This window comes from Emticicia sp. CRIBPO (genome assembly GCF_009905725.1).
In the GTDB taxonomy this organism is placed as follows: domain Bacteria; phylum Bacteroidota; class Bacteroidia; order Cytophagales; family Spirosomataceae; genus Leadbetterella.
Genome location: NZ_JAAAKV010000007.1, coordinates 318,582 through 333,290, shown reverse-complemented (window position 1 = coordinate 333,290; position 14,709 = coordinate 318,582). Strand labels below are relative to the sequence as shown.

Annotated in this window: 10 protein-coding genes; 9 read left to right on the top strand and 1 reads right to left on the bottom strand. The window is 44.1% G+C overall.

Annotated elements, in window-relative coordinates; translation table 11 throughout:
- Positions 1 to 124 precede the first annotated feature (124 nt).
- The 4 genes from GVN16_RS16295 (at position 125) to GVN16_RS16280 (ending at position 5,522) form a co-directional block, all read left to right on the top strand.
- Positions 125 to 1,009 (top strand): lactate/malate family dehydrogenase, encoded by an 885-nt coding sequence (locus tag GVN16_RS16295; RefSeq protein ID WP_166564978.1) that lies wholly within the window; start codon positions 125 to 127, stop codon positions 1,007 to 1,009.
- 104 nt (positions 1,010 to 1,113) lie between these two features.
- Entirely contained in the window at positions 1,114 to 2,310 is a 1,197-nt protein-coding gene (locus GVN16_RS16290; protein ID WP_166564977.1) for an anhydro-N-acetylmuramic acid kinase, read from the top strand.
- A gap of 56 nt (positions 2,311 to 2,366) precedes the next feature.
- Positions 2,367 to 3,887: a DUF1800 family protein gene (locus tag GVN16_RS16285; RefSeq protein ID WP_166564976.1), complete on the top strand. Its 1,521-nt coding sequence runs from the start codon at positions 2,367 to 2,369 to the stop codon at positions 3,885 to 3,887.
- Positions 3,888 to 3,890: 3 nt separating this feature from the next.
- Positions 3,891 to 5,522: a DUF1501 domain-containing protein gene (locus tag GVN16_RS16280; protein ID WP_166564975.1), complete on the top strand. Its 1,632-nt coding sequence runs from the start codon at positions 3,891 to 3,893 to the stop codon at positions 5,520 to 5,522.
- 25 nt (positions 5,523 to 5,547) lie between these two features.
- Here GVN16_RS16280 and msrA read toward each other — a convergent pair whose 3' ends face one another.
- Positions 5,548 to 6,114, bottom strand: a complete 567-nt coding sequence (msrA, locus tag GVN16_RS16275) for a peptide-methionine (S)-S-oxide reductase MsrA (protein ID WP_229244202.1) — start codon at positions 6,112 to 6,114, stop codon at positions 5,548 to 5,550.
- A 275-nt stretch (positions 6,115 to 6,389) separates the two neighbouring features.
- Between msrA and GVN16_RS16270 the strand changes: the two genes are divergently transcribed.
- The 5 genes from GVN16_RS16270 to GVN16_RS16250 all read left to right on the top strand — a co-directional run bounded on the left by GVN16_RS16270 (position 6,390) and on the right by GVN16_RS16250 (position 14,649).
- Positions 6,390 to 8,534: a prolyl oligopeptidase family serine peptidase gene (locus GVN16_RS16270; protein ID WP_166564973.1), complete on the top strand. Its 2,145-nt coding sequence runs from the start codon at positions 6,390 to 6,392 to the stop codon at positions 8,532 to 8,534.
- Between the two features lie 218 nt (positions 8,535 to 8,752).
- Positions 8,753 to 10,216, top strand: coding sequence for a TolC family protein (locus tag GVN16_RS16265; protein WP_166564972.1), 1,464 nt, complete (start codon positions 8,753 to 8,755; stop codon positions 10,214 to 10,216).
- A gap of 13 nt (positions 10,217 to 10,229) precedes the next feature.
- On the top strand, positions 10,230 to 11,636 hold the full coding sequence (locus tag GVN16_RS16260; protein ID WP_166564971.1) for an efflux RND transporter periplasmic adaptor subunit: 1,407 nt from the start codon (positions 10,230 to 10,232) through the stop codon (positions 11,634 to 11,636).
- 326 nt (positions 11,637 to 11,962) lie between these two features.
- Positions 11,963 to 13,774, top strand: coding sequence for a M61 family metallopeptidase (locus GVN16_RS16255; RefSeq protein WP_166564970.1), 1,812 nt, complete (start codon positions 11,963 to 11,965; stop codon positions 13,772 to 13,774).
- Positions 13,771 to 14,649, top strand: coding sequence for an AraC family transcriptional regulator (locus GVN16_RS16250; RefSeq protein WP_166564969.1), 879 nt, complete (start codon positions 13,771 to 13,773; stop codon positions 14,647 to 14,649). The genes GVN16_RS16255 and GVN16_RS16250 overlap by 4 nt, the downstream gene beginning before the upstream one ends.
- The last annotated feature ends 60 nt before the right edge of the window (positions 14,650 to 14,709 follow it).

The following is a 14,709-nucleotide window of genomic DNA, read 5'->3' as shown; positions in this document are numbered from 1 at the left end:
TTTCTTAGTATCGAAGACCCCCTTCAACAGAAATAAAACCATTTAAGGAACACTTTTCCAGGAAATTGATTTATTTGCCTGATCGTTTTACGTTCAACAGATAGCAACAAAAATCGGATCGCAAATGAAAATCCTTATTATCGGTACCGGGAAAATCGGAGGATATGCAGCATACAGTCTGCTGAAAAACGACAGAGTTGAAAAGCTTGTCATTGCGGGGAGTAACCTGCTCAAAACCTCTGGTATCTGCCAGGATTTAAGAGATGCATATCCAAAGCGGAATATTGAAACTGTCCAGCTAAGCCAGGTTAATGAAACGTTCGATCTGACCATCCTCTCCTTTTCCACTTTGAAATGGAACCCAGGCATTGATATAAATGACCGGCTGATTGAGGCGAAGGCAAACATCGGAGTTCTTGATGAAATCAATAAGGATATCGGTTTTGAGCGATTAGGGACGATCGTTGTGGTGAGCAATCCTGTGGATATCCTGACCACCTATATAGCTTCCAAGTGGGAGAAGGCGAACGTCATAGGCTTTGGTCTGTCGATTGACGAAAAGAGAATCACCAGGGTGGTGAATGACCTCTTCAAAAAGGATTACTCAAGGGTTCCCTGCATCGGAGAACACGGCGTCAGCATCATTCCCTTACTGAGTCAGCTTCAGATGGATTGTGAAGAAGCCATGTATGATAAAATTAAAAAACGGAGTTTTGAAGCCACTTCCACCATCATCAGGAATGTTTCAATTCCGGTTTATGGCCCTTTATCCGAAATCGAGGTTCTTCTTGAAACCATCATTAACGAAGAAAGTAAAGTAATATCGGCCGGTTATTTTCTGAATGATCCCCTTTTCGGAGAATCGGGGGTTGCTATAGGGTTGCCGGTAAGATTTGATAAGGGTAAAATAGCAGGACATGATCTGCCTGAGATTTCAATGACAGAAACGCAGTTATTTAAAAAATCGGTTAATCATATAAAGCAAAATTATAATACACTTGTCGGTTAACACCTTTATCAAACAAGCCATCGGGATATGCAGCGGCCTTAAAAAAAGCTTTTCCGGCAACAAAAAATTGACTTATTTGCCTGACAATTAAAATCTGAATTCAGATGAACAAAAATATTGAGAAGCTATACAGTATTGCTGAAAAAGAGGAGAGGATCATTATCGGCTTGATGTCAGGAACATCCATGGACGGCCTTGATGTGGCTTTATGCCGTTTCAGAGGAAGTGGCCCGGATACCGAAGTGAGGGTGCTGAACTTTGAAACCGTGAGCTTTGATGAAAGTGTAAAAGAAGAAATCCGGAAGGTATTTGCAAAGCCGGTTATTGAGTTTGAGCAACTTTGTTTGTTGAATCCATGGATTGGCAATATGCATGGGGATATTGTGAATCAATGTCTTAAAACATGGGGTATTGCTCCTGAGGAAGTCGATTGCATTGCCAGTCATGGGCAAACGGTTTTTCATTCGCCTAAAATTCTGCACAAGAGGGAGAAATTCCCGAACGCTACTTTGCAGATTGGAGACGGAGACCACATGGCGGTCAGAACACAGATCATCACCCTTTCTGATTTCAGGCAGAAACACTGTGCGGCTGGTGGGGAAGGAGCCCCGCTGGCAGTGTACGGCGATTACCTGATTTTATCTAAAAAAGGAGAAGATCGCATTCTTCTGAACATGGGTGGCATCTCCAATTTTACGATTCTGTATGGCGATCTTGACCCGAATAAAGTGTTTGCAACGGATACAGGAACGGGAAATACCTTGCTGGATGCCTTTGTAAATCATCATTATCATATCGCTTACGACAAAGACGCAAGCTTGTCGAAACAGGGAGAAGTGAATGCCGGTTTGCTCAGGGAATTAAAAAAGGATGATTTCTTTGAAAAGCCATTTCCCAAAACCACCGGACCTGAGCTTTTCAATCTCGGCTATCTTGAAAATGCACAAAAAAGAAGTAAAACGGAAGATATCCGGAAAGAAGACATTCTGGCGACCCTTTGCCGGTTTTCTGCTGAAACCATTGCCGAAGCTTTGAAAAAGACAGTGGAAATTACGGAGAATACCAGGATTTATATGAGCGGGGGCGGCATGCACAATCCGCTTTTAGTTCAATTTTTGAAAGAGCTTCTGCCGGCGGCGACATTCTCGGCCTCTGATGAAATCGGGGTGTTGGGCGATGCCAAAGAAGCCGTGCTTTTTGCCACCCTGGCTAACGAAGCCCTGGCCGGAGGAACTACCAATTTTGGCAGCAGAAGAGGTGTGCCGAGCGTCTCTATGGGTAAAGTTTCTTTCCCTGATTGAAAAAATGATTCCATTTCTAAGGATTTTTGTGTAGATTTAGGTCAATTTTCTTTAACATGACAACAATCAGCAGAAGAGAAATATTAACAACTTTTCTCCCGACAATCACAACAAATCGTCAGGAAGTCTCCTTAAGCCTTGACCCGTTCGAGGAACCGCTTACGCTTATTCAGGTTTACCATTTACTCAGGAGGGCTACTTTCGGCGTTTCTCATGATGTTGCTATGAGCTTCGTCGGAAAGAAAGCCTCAGAGGTAGTGGATCGTCTTTTAAGCAATGCGGAAGCAAAAAAAAGCCCGGCAGCACCCTACTGGGCCAATACAACCATCAGAGATTCCGAATCAGATAAACTGGCTAAGTACCAGTATGAGTATAATGAGGATCTGATGCAATGGTGGATAAAACTGATGAGTAAAGACTCAGACAGCATCCTTGAAAAGATGGTTTTATTCTGGCATGGTCATTTTGTGTCGCAATATGACATTTGCAATATCATCATAGCCCCGATCATGTATCGTCAGAATGATCTTTTCAGAAAAATGTACCTTGGCAGCTTTGCGACATTCCTGGAAAAAATCACAATTGACGGAGCAATGCTTTTGTATCTCAATGGCAACAGCAATATAAAGGATGCCCCCAATGAAAATTATGCCAGGGAGCTGATGGAGTTGTTTTCAATGGGTATAGGAAATTATACAGAAGACGATGTTAGAGAGGCCGCAAAAATACTTACAGGCTGGAAAATCGTGATTTACAGCAACCAGGGAGAGGCTTATCTGCCCACTTTTGATGTCAATAAATTTGACACTGGTACCAAAACTTTTTTCGGAGAGAAATTCGAAGTGAATTATCCTGTCAACAAGGAAAATGTTTATAAGAACTCTATTCAGCAGCTGATCGCCGTGATCCTCAAAAAGAAAGGCAAGGAAGTGGCCAATTTCATGTGCAATAAGTTGTACAGGGCATTGGTCTATTCAAATCCTGAGAAGGTTGATCAGCAGGTAATTACCAATCTTGCCAATATATTTGTTTCTTCCAATTTCGATCTTAAGGCTGTTGTTTCTGCCATTTTGAAAAGCAAGCACTTCTTTGACCCGCAAAACATGGGGGTACAGATCAAATCACCCGCAGAAACCGTAGTCGGATTTGCCAAAAACTTTGTGGTGGAGGAGCTGTTTCAGAGGCAGATGATGACACAAATGGGCATGCAGCTACTGAGTCCGCCTAATGTGGCCGGATGGAAAGGCTACAGAAGCTGGATGACCACCAAAACATATCCTTATGCCATTAAATATCTGACAGAAATCATCAACAACCAGTCGAATAACTACCTGGCAGACTGGGCCAGAAAATTCGGCACTTTTGATGATCCGTACAAACTGACGATTTCAATGGCTACTTTCTTTCTGGGCAAAGTTCCTGATGACAAAAGGATGACCAGATTCACGCAGATATTGCTGGCCGGAGCTCCGGATTATGAGTGGTTTCAGCTTTCAAAAAACAGCGACACCGCAGGATTTAAACTGAAAGGTTTGTTGAAAGAAATTGTTAAAGCCCCGGACTTTTATCTTTGTTAATATATGGACAGAAGGAAATTTATACAACAATCGTCACTCGGACTTGGGGTCATCTCCAATTTTAAGGTAGACAAAATGGAGGTTTCCGCTTTTCAGCCGGAAGTCACCGCCACAGAAAATGATAATGTACTGGTAGTCATACAACTATTCGGAGGCAATGACGGGATCAACACCATCACACCTTACGAATGGGACAGATATTATAATGATTTCAGGCCGCAACTCCATATTCCGCAGAGTGCAGTTACGCCGATCAGTAAAGAAAAGGGACTGGCCATGCACCCCTCTTTAAAAGTTGGGGTAAATGAAGGAATCCTGGGTCTGCACAAAGCCGGTAAACTTTCCATTATCCAGGGGGTAGGATATGATATTCCCAGCTATTCCCACTTCAGGTCAACCGACATCTGGTTTAGCGGGATTGTCCCTGCCAATGACGGCCAGTTATTAAGAACAGGGTGGATGGGCCGTTATTTTGACCGCTACGATAACCAGGAACTCCCTGAGAGTCCGTATTGTATCCACATCGGCAAAAACCCTTCTCTGATGTTCCAGGGGGATAAATCAGAAAAAGCAATCCTGGTAGAAGACCCGGAAGAGTTTTTTAACCAGGGGAAGGTCATAGATGACCATGAAATAGAAAATCAGAACGCCTCGTATTTTTCAAGCGAGTTTGACTACATTAATAATATTGGTGTCCAGGTCAATCACTATTCCAAGAGTATTAAAAAGGCCTTTGATGCCGGTAAAAATATTGAGAGCTACGTAGATAAGTCTTTATCTAACCAGATGAAACTGGTAGCGAGGCTGATTGACGGAGGGCTTAAGACCAAAGTATTCTTCGTTGAGCTTTTCGGATTTGATACGCATGCAGGTCAGGGTGGCCTGGATGGTGTTCACTCCCGCCTTCTGGCAGAAGTAAGTGAGGCCATCGGATCATTTCAGTCGGATATCGAGAAGCTTGGATTTTCGAAAAAAGTAATCGGCATCACCGTTTCAGAGTTCGGAAGAAGACCATATGAAAACGGGAGCATGGGGACCGACCACGGCACCTCCAATGTCATGTTTGCTTTTGGTGATGAGGTAAAAGGGGAGATTTTCGGATCACATATGGCTTTTGTGCCCTTTAGGGATCATGAAAACCTTTATTTCAGATATGATTACCGGAGTATTTACTGGGAAATTCTCCGTACCTGGTTTGGAGCCACGTCTGAATATGCCGAGAAGGTGCTGGGAGGAAAATTCGCCCTGGTGGACGAAAAAGGATTTATTGGTAAAACAGTCATTGACAAAACGCTTCCGCCGCCGCCTATTGTGCCTGTGGCTAATAATAATGACCCCAAATCGCCCAACAATCCTAATAACCCGGCTAATATAACGGAACAGGATTATTTCCAGATGTTCCCTAACCCGGTGGTGGACAACAAGGGGGTATTAAGTATGGTTTTGTATGCCGGGGGAAGTGTAACGATTACGCAGAATCATATTTCAGGGCAAGGCCTCGGAGAGATACATGTTAAAAACTACAGACCAGGATCATATGTGCTGCCGATAGAACTGAGAGGCGGGCCCGGCATGTATATCCTGCACATCAGGGTAACGAACAGAAACCACTTCCTGAAGATACTGAAGATATAGCAAAAGAGGCCCGGAGGCCTCTTTTTTATTGATGTTTTTTGAGCTTGTCTTTGAAGACTTTCTGAAACTTGTCCACTTTGGGTTTTACCACCAGCTGGCAGTAAGGCTGTTCGCCGTTTTCATTGAAATAATTCTGGTGATAATCCTCAGCCACGTAAAATACGTGATAAGGTTCAAGCGTAGTCACAATTTTGCTATTGTACGCTCCGGAAGCGTCTACCGCCTTGATAATTCTTTCTGCCGTTTCTTTCTGCTGCTCATTGTGATAGAAAATGGACGAGCGGTATTGTGTACCCACATCAGCACCCTGTCTGTTCAGTGTGGTAGGGTCATGGGTTTTGAAGAAAACTTCCAGCAAACCCTCAAAGTTGATTTTGGTCGTGTCGTAAGTTACCTGGATCACTTCCGCATGACCTGTCTCGCCTGTACAAACCTGCTTATAGGTCGGGTTTTTTACTTCCCCGCCTGAGTAACCAGACTCTACTTTAATAACACCCTCAAGTTGCTGAAAAATAGCTTCAACACACCAGAAACAACCTGCTCCCAGTGTAGCTACCTCGGTTCCCGGCTTCAATTCGATTTTTGTATCCATTTCTTTTGTTTTCTTATTTTTGTTTTGTGCACATGACATAAAGCTGTTGCCGAACACTAATATTGCCGAAAATAACAAAAAAGCCTGTTTCATATTTTTATTGTTTTCAAGATAAACGTTTTTTTGAGACAAAAAGATGAAATTTTAAGCAAAACCTTGTGCTTGAATGGCATCAACACTTTAACTTTCATACTTCAAATAAAGTTTCAACCATTAATACATTCATGGCATGCTGAAGATGAAATGTCTTATCGTGCCACAAACAAACTAAAATAATGCGTAAAATCTTTCTTTTAATTTTCATTACCCACCTGGCTTTTGCCCAGCAGGAAAAGATTCTGGTGAGCGACCTTACGAAAATCAAACAGGTTGTATCCATCAATGCGTCACCTGATGGTAAAAAAGTAGTTTATTCATTGAAGACCTCGGAGGCGAATGCTGACAAACCCTTTGAATTTGATTATCAGACACACCTGTTCCTGATTGATCTTGCGGATGCTAATAATCACAAGACACTGACCAGGGGCAAAGAAAGTGCTTCACAGCCGGTTTTTGCTCCGGACGGCAAGAGCATCGCCTTTGTGAGAACCGTGAAGGAAAAATCACAGATTTTTATCATGCCGCTGGATGGTGGTGAAGCCTGGCAGCTGACCAACTCAAAGTACGGAGCCGGAAGCCCGGCCTTTTCTCCGGACGGTAAAAAGGTGTTATTTTCATCAGGGGTGTCTTTTGCTGAATTGTATAAGGACTCACTGCTGAACCCTTCCAAAGCAGGTCCTAAGTGGAGCATGGAAAAACCCGGGTTTGCGAAGAATGAATTCCTCGTTAAAGACAAAAATGTAAAAGCCAATCCGGACGGGGACCTGGCCCAGATCAGGGCTTACCTTGACAAGGATGTGGAGGATAAAAAGGCCAAGGTGATCAACAGGCTTAATTTTCACGGAGAGGCCAGTGTGGAGCCTGAGCTGAGATTCTCACATGTGTATGTGGTGGACGTAAAAGAAAATGCGGTAGAGAAACCACTGACCGGAGGATTCTGGTCTTATAATGGAGCACAGTGGACGCCTGATGGCAAGAAGATCATATTGACAAAGGGAAAAGATGAAACCGAACATCCTGACCGTGAACAGGAAATCGTGGTGATCAGCATGGATGCAGATGGTAAAAATGCCAAAGTGATTGCATCCGAAGACGGCAAGAGTTTCGGCGGCGTAGCCATTTCTCCTGATGGAAAAAGGCTGGCAATGATCATGAATTCACCTAACCTGCTTTCTTTCGGACAATTGTGTGTGGCCAATGTGGACGGTTCAGGGCGTCAGCTGGTTGATTTTGACAGAGTGCCTTCAGGAATGACCTGGGCACATGATAACAATGCTGTTTATTTCACTGCGGCATCCAACGGTGGTTTCCCGGTGTTTAAACTGGACGCCAATACCCGCAAGATCGAAAGACTGAGCGATTATGACTCGGGAATCTCAGGTTTTGACCTGACCGGAACACAGATCATATTTGCAAAAAATGACATAAAGACACTTTATGAACTTCACCTGGCGGACCTGAAAATGCAGAACGCCCGTAAAATCAGTTCTATCAATGAAGATTGGCTGAAAGGCAAAAAGCTGAGTTATCCTGAAAAAAGATCCTATAAAAACAGCCTGGGGCAGCAGGTGGATTACTGGATCATGAAGCCGACTTTCGCAGAGCCAGGTAAAAAATATCCTTTGGTACTTCAGCTTCACGGCGGACCTACGGCCATGTGGGGGCCTGGCGAAACATCGATGTGGCACGAGTTTCAATATTTCTGTGCACAGGGTTACGGGGTTGTTTACCCTAATCCCCGCGGTTCGGGAGGATATGGGAAAGACTTCCAGTTTGCCAACTACCGTGACTGGGGCACAGGCCCGCAGGAAGATGCTCTGGCAGCCTGCACGGATGCTGCAAAAGAAGCCTGGGTGGATACCGCCAGGCAGGTCATTACCGGTGGATCTTACGCTGGTTACCTGACTGCCTGGATCATTTCGCATGACAACAGGTTTAAGGCAGCTTTTGCACAAAGAGGAGTATACGATCTGACGACCTTTATGGGCGAAGCCAATGCCTGGAGACTGACCCCTAACTATTTCGGCCTGCCATGGGAAGATGATAAAGTGACCAAAATTCACGAGAATTCACCGTATTCCTATGTGAGCAAGATCAACACACCGTTCCTGATCAAACACGGGGAAAGTGACCTGAGAACAGGTGTTTCACAGTCTGAAATGATGTTCAGAAGTCTGAAATACCTGGGCAGAGACGTTGAATACGTCAGAATGCCGGGAGCAACACATGAGTTGTCAAGGTCGGGGAATGTCAGGCAGAGAATTGACAGAATCCTGAGAATTTATGAGTTCTTTGAGCGGTTTGTAAGTACACCAAAATAAGTGAAAAGAGCTGCCGGTAACCCGGCAGCTCTTTTGTTATTACAGGCCTGGTGGTTTAATTCCTCCGTGTTCATTTTCATACTTTTAATTTATGAAGTTTTTTGGTAGTACTTGCGTTTTACCCAATCCCCCCTATAAAACTGCCGCTTATATAAATTTGATAGCTACTATTATATATCGTGTCGTAAAATTGCAATCTCAATTTACTCTAAACGATTATGATAAAAGCTCGTTACTATTTTTTGATGATCATGTTAGGTATGGGGTTTTCCGGGTATTCCCAGACCAGGGTTTCCGGAGCTGACGACGGAAACGCCCCTTATTCATTGCTTGACTGTATTCAATATGCTTTAAAAAACAACGTGTCGCTCCGCCAGGCTGAAACCCAGGTGGAATCAGGCCATGTTCAGTTGCAACAATCAAGATGGGCCAAGTACCCGACTGTTAACGGGCAGTTTAATGCCAACGGTAATGCCGGCCGTAACGTCGATCCTTTTTCCAACAGCATCGTTACCCAGGCCATCGGAACCAACAATGTGGGGATAGGGGCTAACGTCACGGTGTTCGATGGTTTCAGGATGAAAAATACAGTGGTCAGAAATTCACTGAGCCTGGAAGCCACCAAACTGGATGTTGAAGCCTCTAAAAATGATATTTCACTTCAGGTTTCACTGGCTTATCTGAACGTGTTGTCGACAGAAGACCTCATCGAAGTAGCCAAAAAACAATTGGAAGTCACCAAATTCCAGCTGGAAAGAACACAAAAGCTGGTGGATGCCGGATCATTGCCTGAAACCAACCTGTTTGATCTTACTGCCCAGCAAGCCAACGACGAGCTTCAGCTGATCAACGCTGAGAACAACCATGAATCAGCCATTTTATCCCTGAAACAAGCGATGAATGCTCCCATTGAAAAAGTGGTGAGGGTTTCGAGAATGGATGTGCCGGATCCCGGAATGCAGGTTTATCCTCAGAGATCAAATGAAATATACAATACAGCGATAGGTTTTCTTCCACAGGTAAGAGCCAATGATTTCAGGATCAAAGCCGCTGATAAAAACATAGAAATTGCCAAATCAGTAGGTCTTCCGACCGTAACGGCCAGTGCGAGCTGGGGATCTGCCTACTCTACGGTGGCCAAAGAACTGATTGATAAAGGAACCGTCTATAATCCGATTTCGGTTTCTGCGGAATTTGAAGGCCAGACCATTCCTTTTGTGGTCAATTTCCCTTCGCAAAGCTATGATCAGAAAAATATTGCTTATTTTAACCAGATTAATAATAACCAGAACCTGAACATGGGGGTATCGGTAAGGATACCGATTTTTAACGGGTACAATCAGAAATTCCAGACCCAGCTGGCCAAAGTTCAGAAAGTTCAGGCCGAACTTCAGGATGAAGGGGTTAAACTTACCATCAGACAGAACATCGACCAGGCTTATATCGATATGCTGAACGCACGCAAAAGATACAGTGCCACCCTGGTGCAGGTGCAGGCCCTGGAGCTTTCGTTTAAAGCCGCCGACTCAAGATACAATGCAGGAGCAAGCAATTATGTAGATTACAACCTGGCCAAGACCAATCTTGACAGAGCCAAATCCAACCTGATCGTGTCTAAATATGACTATATATTCAGAACCAAGATTCTTGATTTTTACCAAAATAAACCTATAGAGTTTTAAAATTCCTTAAATAATGAAAAAGAGATCAAACAGAATATGGTGGATTTTGCTCGGTGCACTAGTGGCCATTGCAATCCTTGTTGTTGTCGCTAAAAAGGCCGGCTGGATTGGCAAAGAAAAACCGACGGAAGTAGAATTTACAAAAGTATCAAAATCCAACCTGACAGAAACCGTTTCTGCCTCCGGTAAAATACAACCGGAAGTGGAGGTTAAAATTTCTCCGGACGTTCCGGGTGAGATCATCGCCCTTTATGTAAAGGAAGGCGATTCTGTTAAAAAAGGGCAGTTGCTCCTGAAAATACAGCCTGAAAACTATGTTTCGGTAGTGGAGAGATTCAAAGCGGGTGTTAACCAGGCACAGGCAGGAGCCGAGCAATCTAAATCAGCTATTGCAAGAGCTGAATCCCAGATGCTTCGTTCGCAGATGGAGTTTGCCCGTCAGAAAAAATTATATGAAGATAAGGTTACTTCAAAATCTGATTTTGAAACCGCTGAAACCAACCTGAAGATCGCTAAGCAGGACCTGGAAGCCGCGAAATCGAGCTACGAAGCTTCAAAATTTGGTATCAGAAGTGCTGAAGCCAGCTTGAAAGATGCTTCGGAAAACCTTAGAAAAACCAATATTTATGCTCCTATGAACGGAATCGTGTCTAAACTTTCCGTTGAGCTGGGAGAACGTGTGGTAGGTACTTCGCAAATGGCCGGTACCGAGATCATGAGAATTGCAAACCTGAACAACATGGAAGTAAGGGTGAATGTCAACGAGAATGATATCGTCAGGGTAAGCATGTATGACACGGTTATCGTGGACGTGGATGCGTACAGTCTGAGCGGCAAGAAATTCAAAGGCGTGGTGACCCAGGTAGCTAATACGGCCATCGGTTCTACCAGTTCTTCCCTGACTTCTGCGAGCAGCAACTCAACAGAAGCGGTTACTGAGTTTGAAGTAAGGATAAAGATTCTACCTTCCTCCTACAGCGACCTGGTAAATGGTGCCCAGGGAAAGAAATATCCTTTCAAGCCGGGTATGACGGCTACGGTGGAGATCGTTACGGAGAAGAAAAACCAGGCCCTTACTGTTCCGATTGCGGCGGTAACGACCAGGCTTCCTGAAGGCGAAGGAGAAAAACCAAAAGAGAATAATGACGGAGACGACATGGAGCTGGGTGCAGTAAAAGAAGCCCCGGCCGGTAAAAAAGATAAACCAAAAGAGATCGTTTTTGTTAATGATAACGGGAAGGCAAAAATGAGAGAAGTGAAAACCGGTATTACCGACACTTCAGCAGGGACAATAGAAATTATTGAAGGTTTAAAAGCTGGAGATGAGATTATTTCAGGACCATTCATCGAAGTATCGAAGAGACTTAAAGAAGGATCGCTGGTAGCCAAGAAGGTTGTGGTAGTTGAAAAGAAAAAATAATTTTAGCAGAAAGTTTAGGGTTAAGTTTAAAAGACAGTCGGATTTCGGCTGTCTTTTTTTGTTTTCCGGGCAGCATTTTTTAATGGAGGGACGAATAGAAGGCTGGTGTTTTTACCAAAAATAACCCGTATATTAACCAGACAGCATCGTGAATGTTAATATTTGTAAAGTATTGAATAATATCCGTGTGGACATTCATTCATAATAATGGTATTTTTGGTGGTATTACGGTGAAACTCAAATGATTCATTTTCAGATTACTGCGATTCAATATTAAAAGTATTCTGATATAAGATGCTGATTGAAAAGATTTAAACTTTGAATAGATGAATACCCCCCTTCTTCGAAACCTGGTCATTTTTATGTTTCTGGTGACCATATCAGTTAAGGCACAACCTTCAGGTTCCGGGCTGAAAATGTCATATGTGGTTTCAATGGCCAATCCGGCTTCTAAAACTTACCAGGTGGTCTTGAAATGTGACGGGCTGTCTGAAAAAACAACCGACTTTAAAATCCCTGCCTGGATGCCCGGATACTACCAGATCCTGAAGTATGCCGACTTTATCCATCATTTTAAGGTTACTGATTCACAAGGCGGGGATATCAAATGGGAAAAAGCCAATCATAATACCTGGAGGGTATCTAACGGGGCACTGTCATCATTAGTGATTACGTATGATGTGGAAGCCAAAAGGTCTTTTGTGGCTACTAATTATCTTGACGAAGAACGGGGTTTTATTGCTCCTACGGGTATGTTTTTGCATATCGCCGGAAAAATAAAACAGCCTGTCACCATAGCCATAGAACCGTATAAAGGCTGGAACAGGGTGGCTACCGGCCTGGAACCTGTTAAAGGGAAGCCGTTTACCTATACTGCCACGGATTTTGATGTGCTTTATGACAGCCCCTTGCTGGTAGGAGCCCTTGACGAACTGCCTTCCTTTACGGTCAGAAATGTACCGCATTATTTTATAGGATATAAGCTCGGAACATTTGAAAGAGAGGCTTTTATCGGAGACCTTAAAAAAGTGGTGGAGGCGGCCGTCGATGTGATCGGAGAGATTCCTTTTTCTGATTATACTTTTATTGGTACGGGGCCGGGAGCCGGAGGGATTGAGCATTTGAACTCTACAGCGGTGTCGTTCAGCGGAGGACCGGCATTGAATACTCCGCAAGGCAGAAAAGGAGTCCTTTCTTTCCTGGGCCATGAATATTTCCATCACTACAACGCCAAGCGGATCAGGCCTGTAGAGCTGGGGCCGTTTGACTATGACAATGGCAGCAGAACCCGCATGTTGTGGGTGGCGGAAGGGGTCACGTCCTATTACGACGACATGATCCTGAGATGGGCCGGCCTGGTGTCAGGCGATGATATCCTGAAGACATTCCAGAATGGTATCCGAAGCTACGAGACTTCGCCGGGGAGGTTGTTTCAGTCGGTGACGCAGGCCAGTTACGACACCTGGTCTGACGGACCGTTCGGCCGTAAGAATGACGAGGTAAACAAGACGGTTTCATATTATGAAAAAGGCCCGGTGCTGGCCCTGATGCTTGATTTTAAGATCCGCCACGAGACCCGGAATAAGAAGTCGCTGGACGATGTTATGAGAACGCTCTATTTTGATTTTTATAAGAAAAAGAACAGGGGATATACCGAAGCGGAATTCAGAGCAGTCTGTGAAGCCGCCGCCGGGGTGAGCCTGGAAGAATTTTTTAATTATGTGTACACTGTTCAGGAGCCGGACTATAAAAAGTATTTTGCGTATGCAGGCCTTGAAATAGATACAGAAGAGAAAACAGAGAAAGAAGCCTGGCTGGGCATCAAGGCCAAAGTGCAGAACGACAGCTTGCTGATTACCAATGTCGACTGGGAGTCTCCGGCCTGGCAGGAAGGGGTCAGACGGCAGCAGGTGCTGCTCAGTATCAACGGAGAGAAAGCCGACCTGAAAACATTGGAAGAATTGGGTCAGAAGTTAAAACCGGGAGATTTGGTGAAAATTGGGGTGGTTCAGAACGGCAAGACGGTGATTATCCCGATGCTGTTGTCGCAGAAAACCTCAAAATCTTTTGAAATAAAGCGTAAAAGCAATCCGGCTGAGCTGGAAAAAACCATGCTAAAAAGCTGGCTTAAAGAATGAAAGTAGTTCAGTTTACCATACCGGTTTCTGATAAAAGCAGTATTGTAGTACAGGAGGACGTTGCCCCCCATTTTTACAATCACCTGCATCGTCATGCTGAGGTCCAGATCATGTGGATCCTCAAAGGCGAAGGAATGCTGGTGACCGGCAATTATATGCAGAGATTCCAGTCGGGGGAGATCTACCTCATCGGCCCGAACCAGGCACATGTGTTTAAAAGCGACAGTGTTTATTTTGAACCTGGCCATACTCATGAGGTACACTCTGTGTCTTTCTTTTTTAACCCGGACCATCACTTTGGCCGGATTCTGAGCCTGCCTGAACTGAGCCAGGTCCGTAAATTCATGGATTATATTACCAATGGATTACAATTAAAAGAAGAACACTATGAAGAGTCTGTGGTGTTGCTGAAAAAAATAATGGCCGCCAAAGAAAGTCTGCGGGTTGCCACTTTTATCGAAATCCTTCATTATTTTTCTACTTTGAAGGATTGGAAACCACTTTCGTCCGGAGGAAATGAACAGTTGATGTCTGAGGTGGAAGGCATCCGGATGGACCAGGTTTTTCAGTATGTCGTCAATCAATACAAGAGACAGATTTCATTATCAGAGATTTCAGATATTGCCAGCCTGACTCCCCAGGCATTTTGCCGCTACTTCAAAAAACATACCGGTAAGACATTCGTGAATTTTCTTAACGAGGTCCGGGTCAATGAGGCGTGTAAGATCATCGTTTCCGGGAAATACAACAGCATTTCTGACATTGCCTATGAAACCGGATTTGATAATGTGACCAACTTTAACAGGGTTTTTAAGAAAATCCTGGGGCAGTCGCCGAGAGAGTACAACCGTCAGTATCATTACCAATGGGTTTGATGATAATATCTGGCAACCATGTGTCAAATAACAGGAATTTCTGAAAAGACCAATACACTA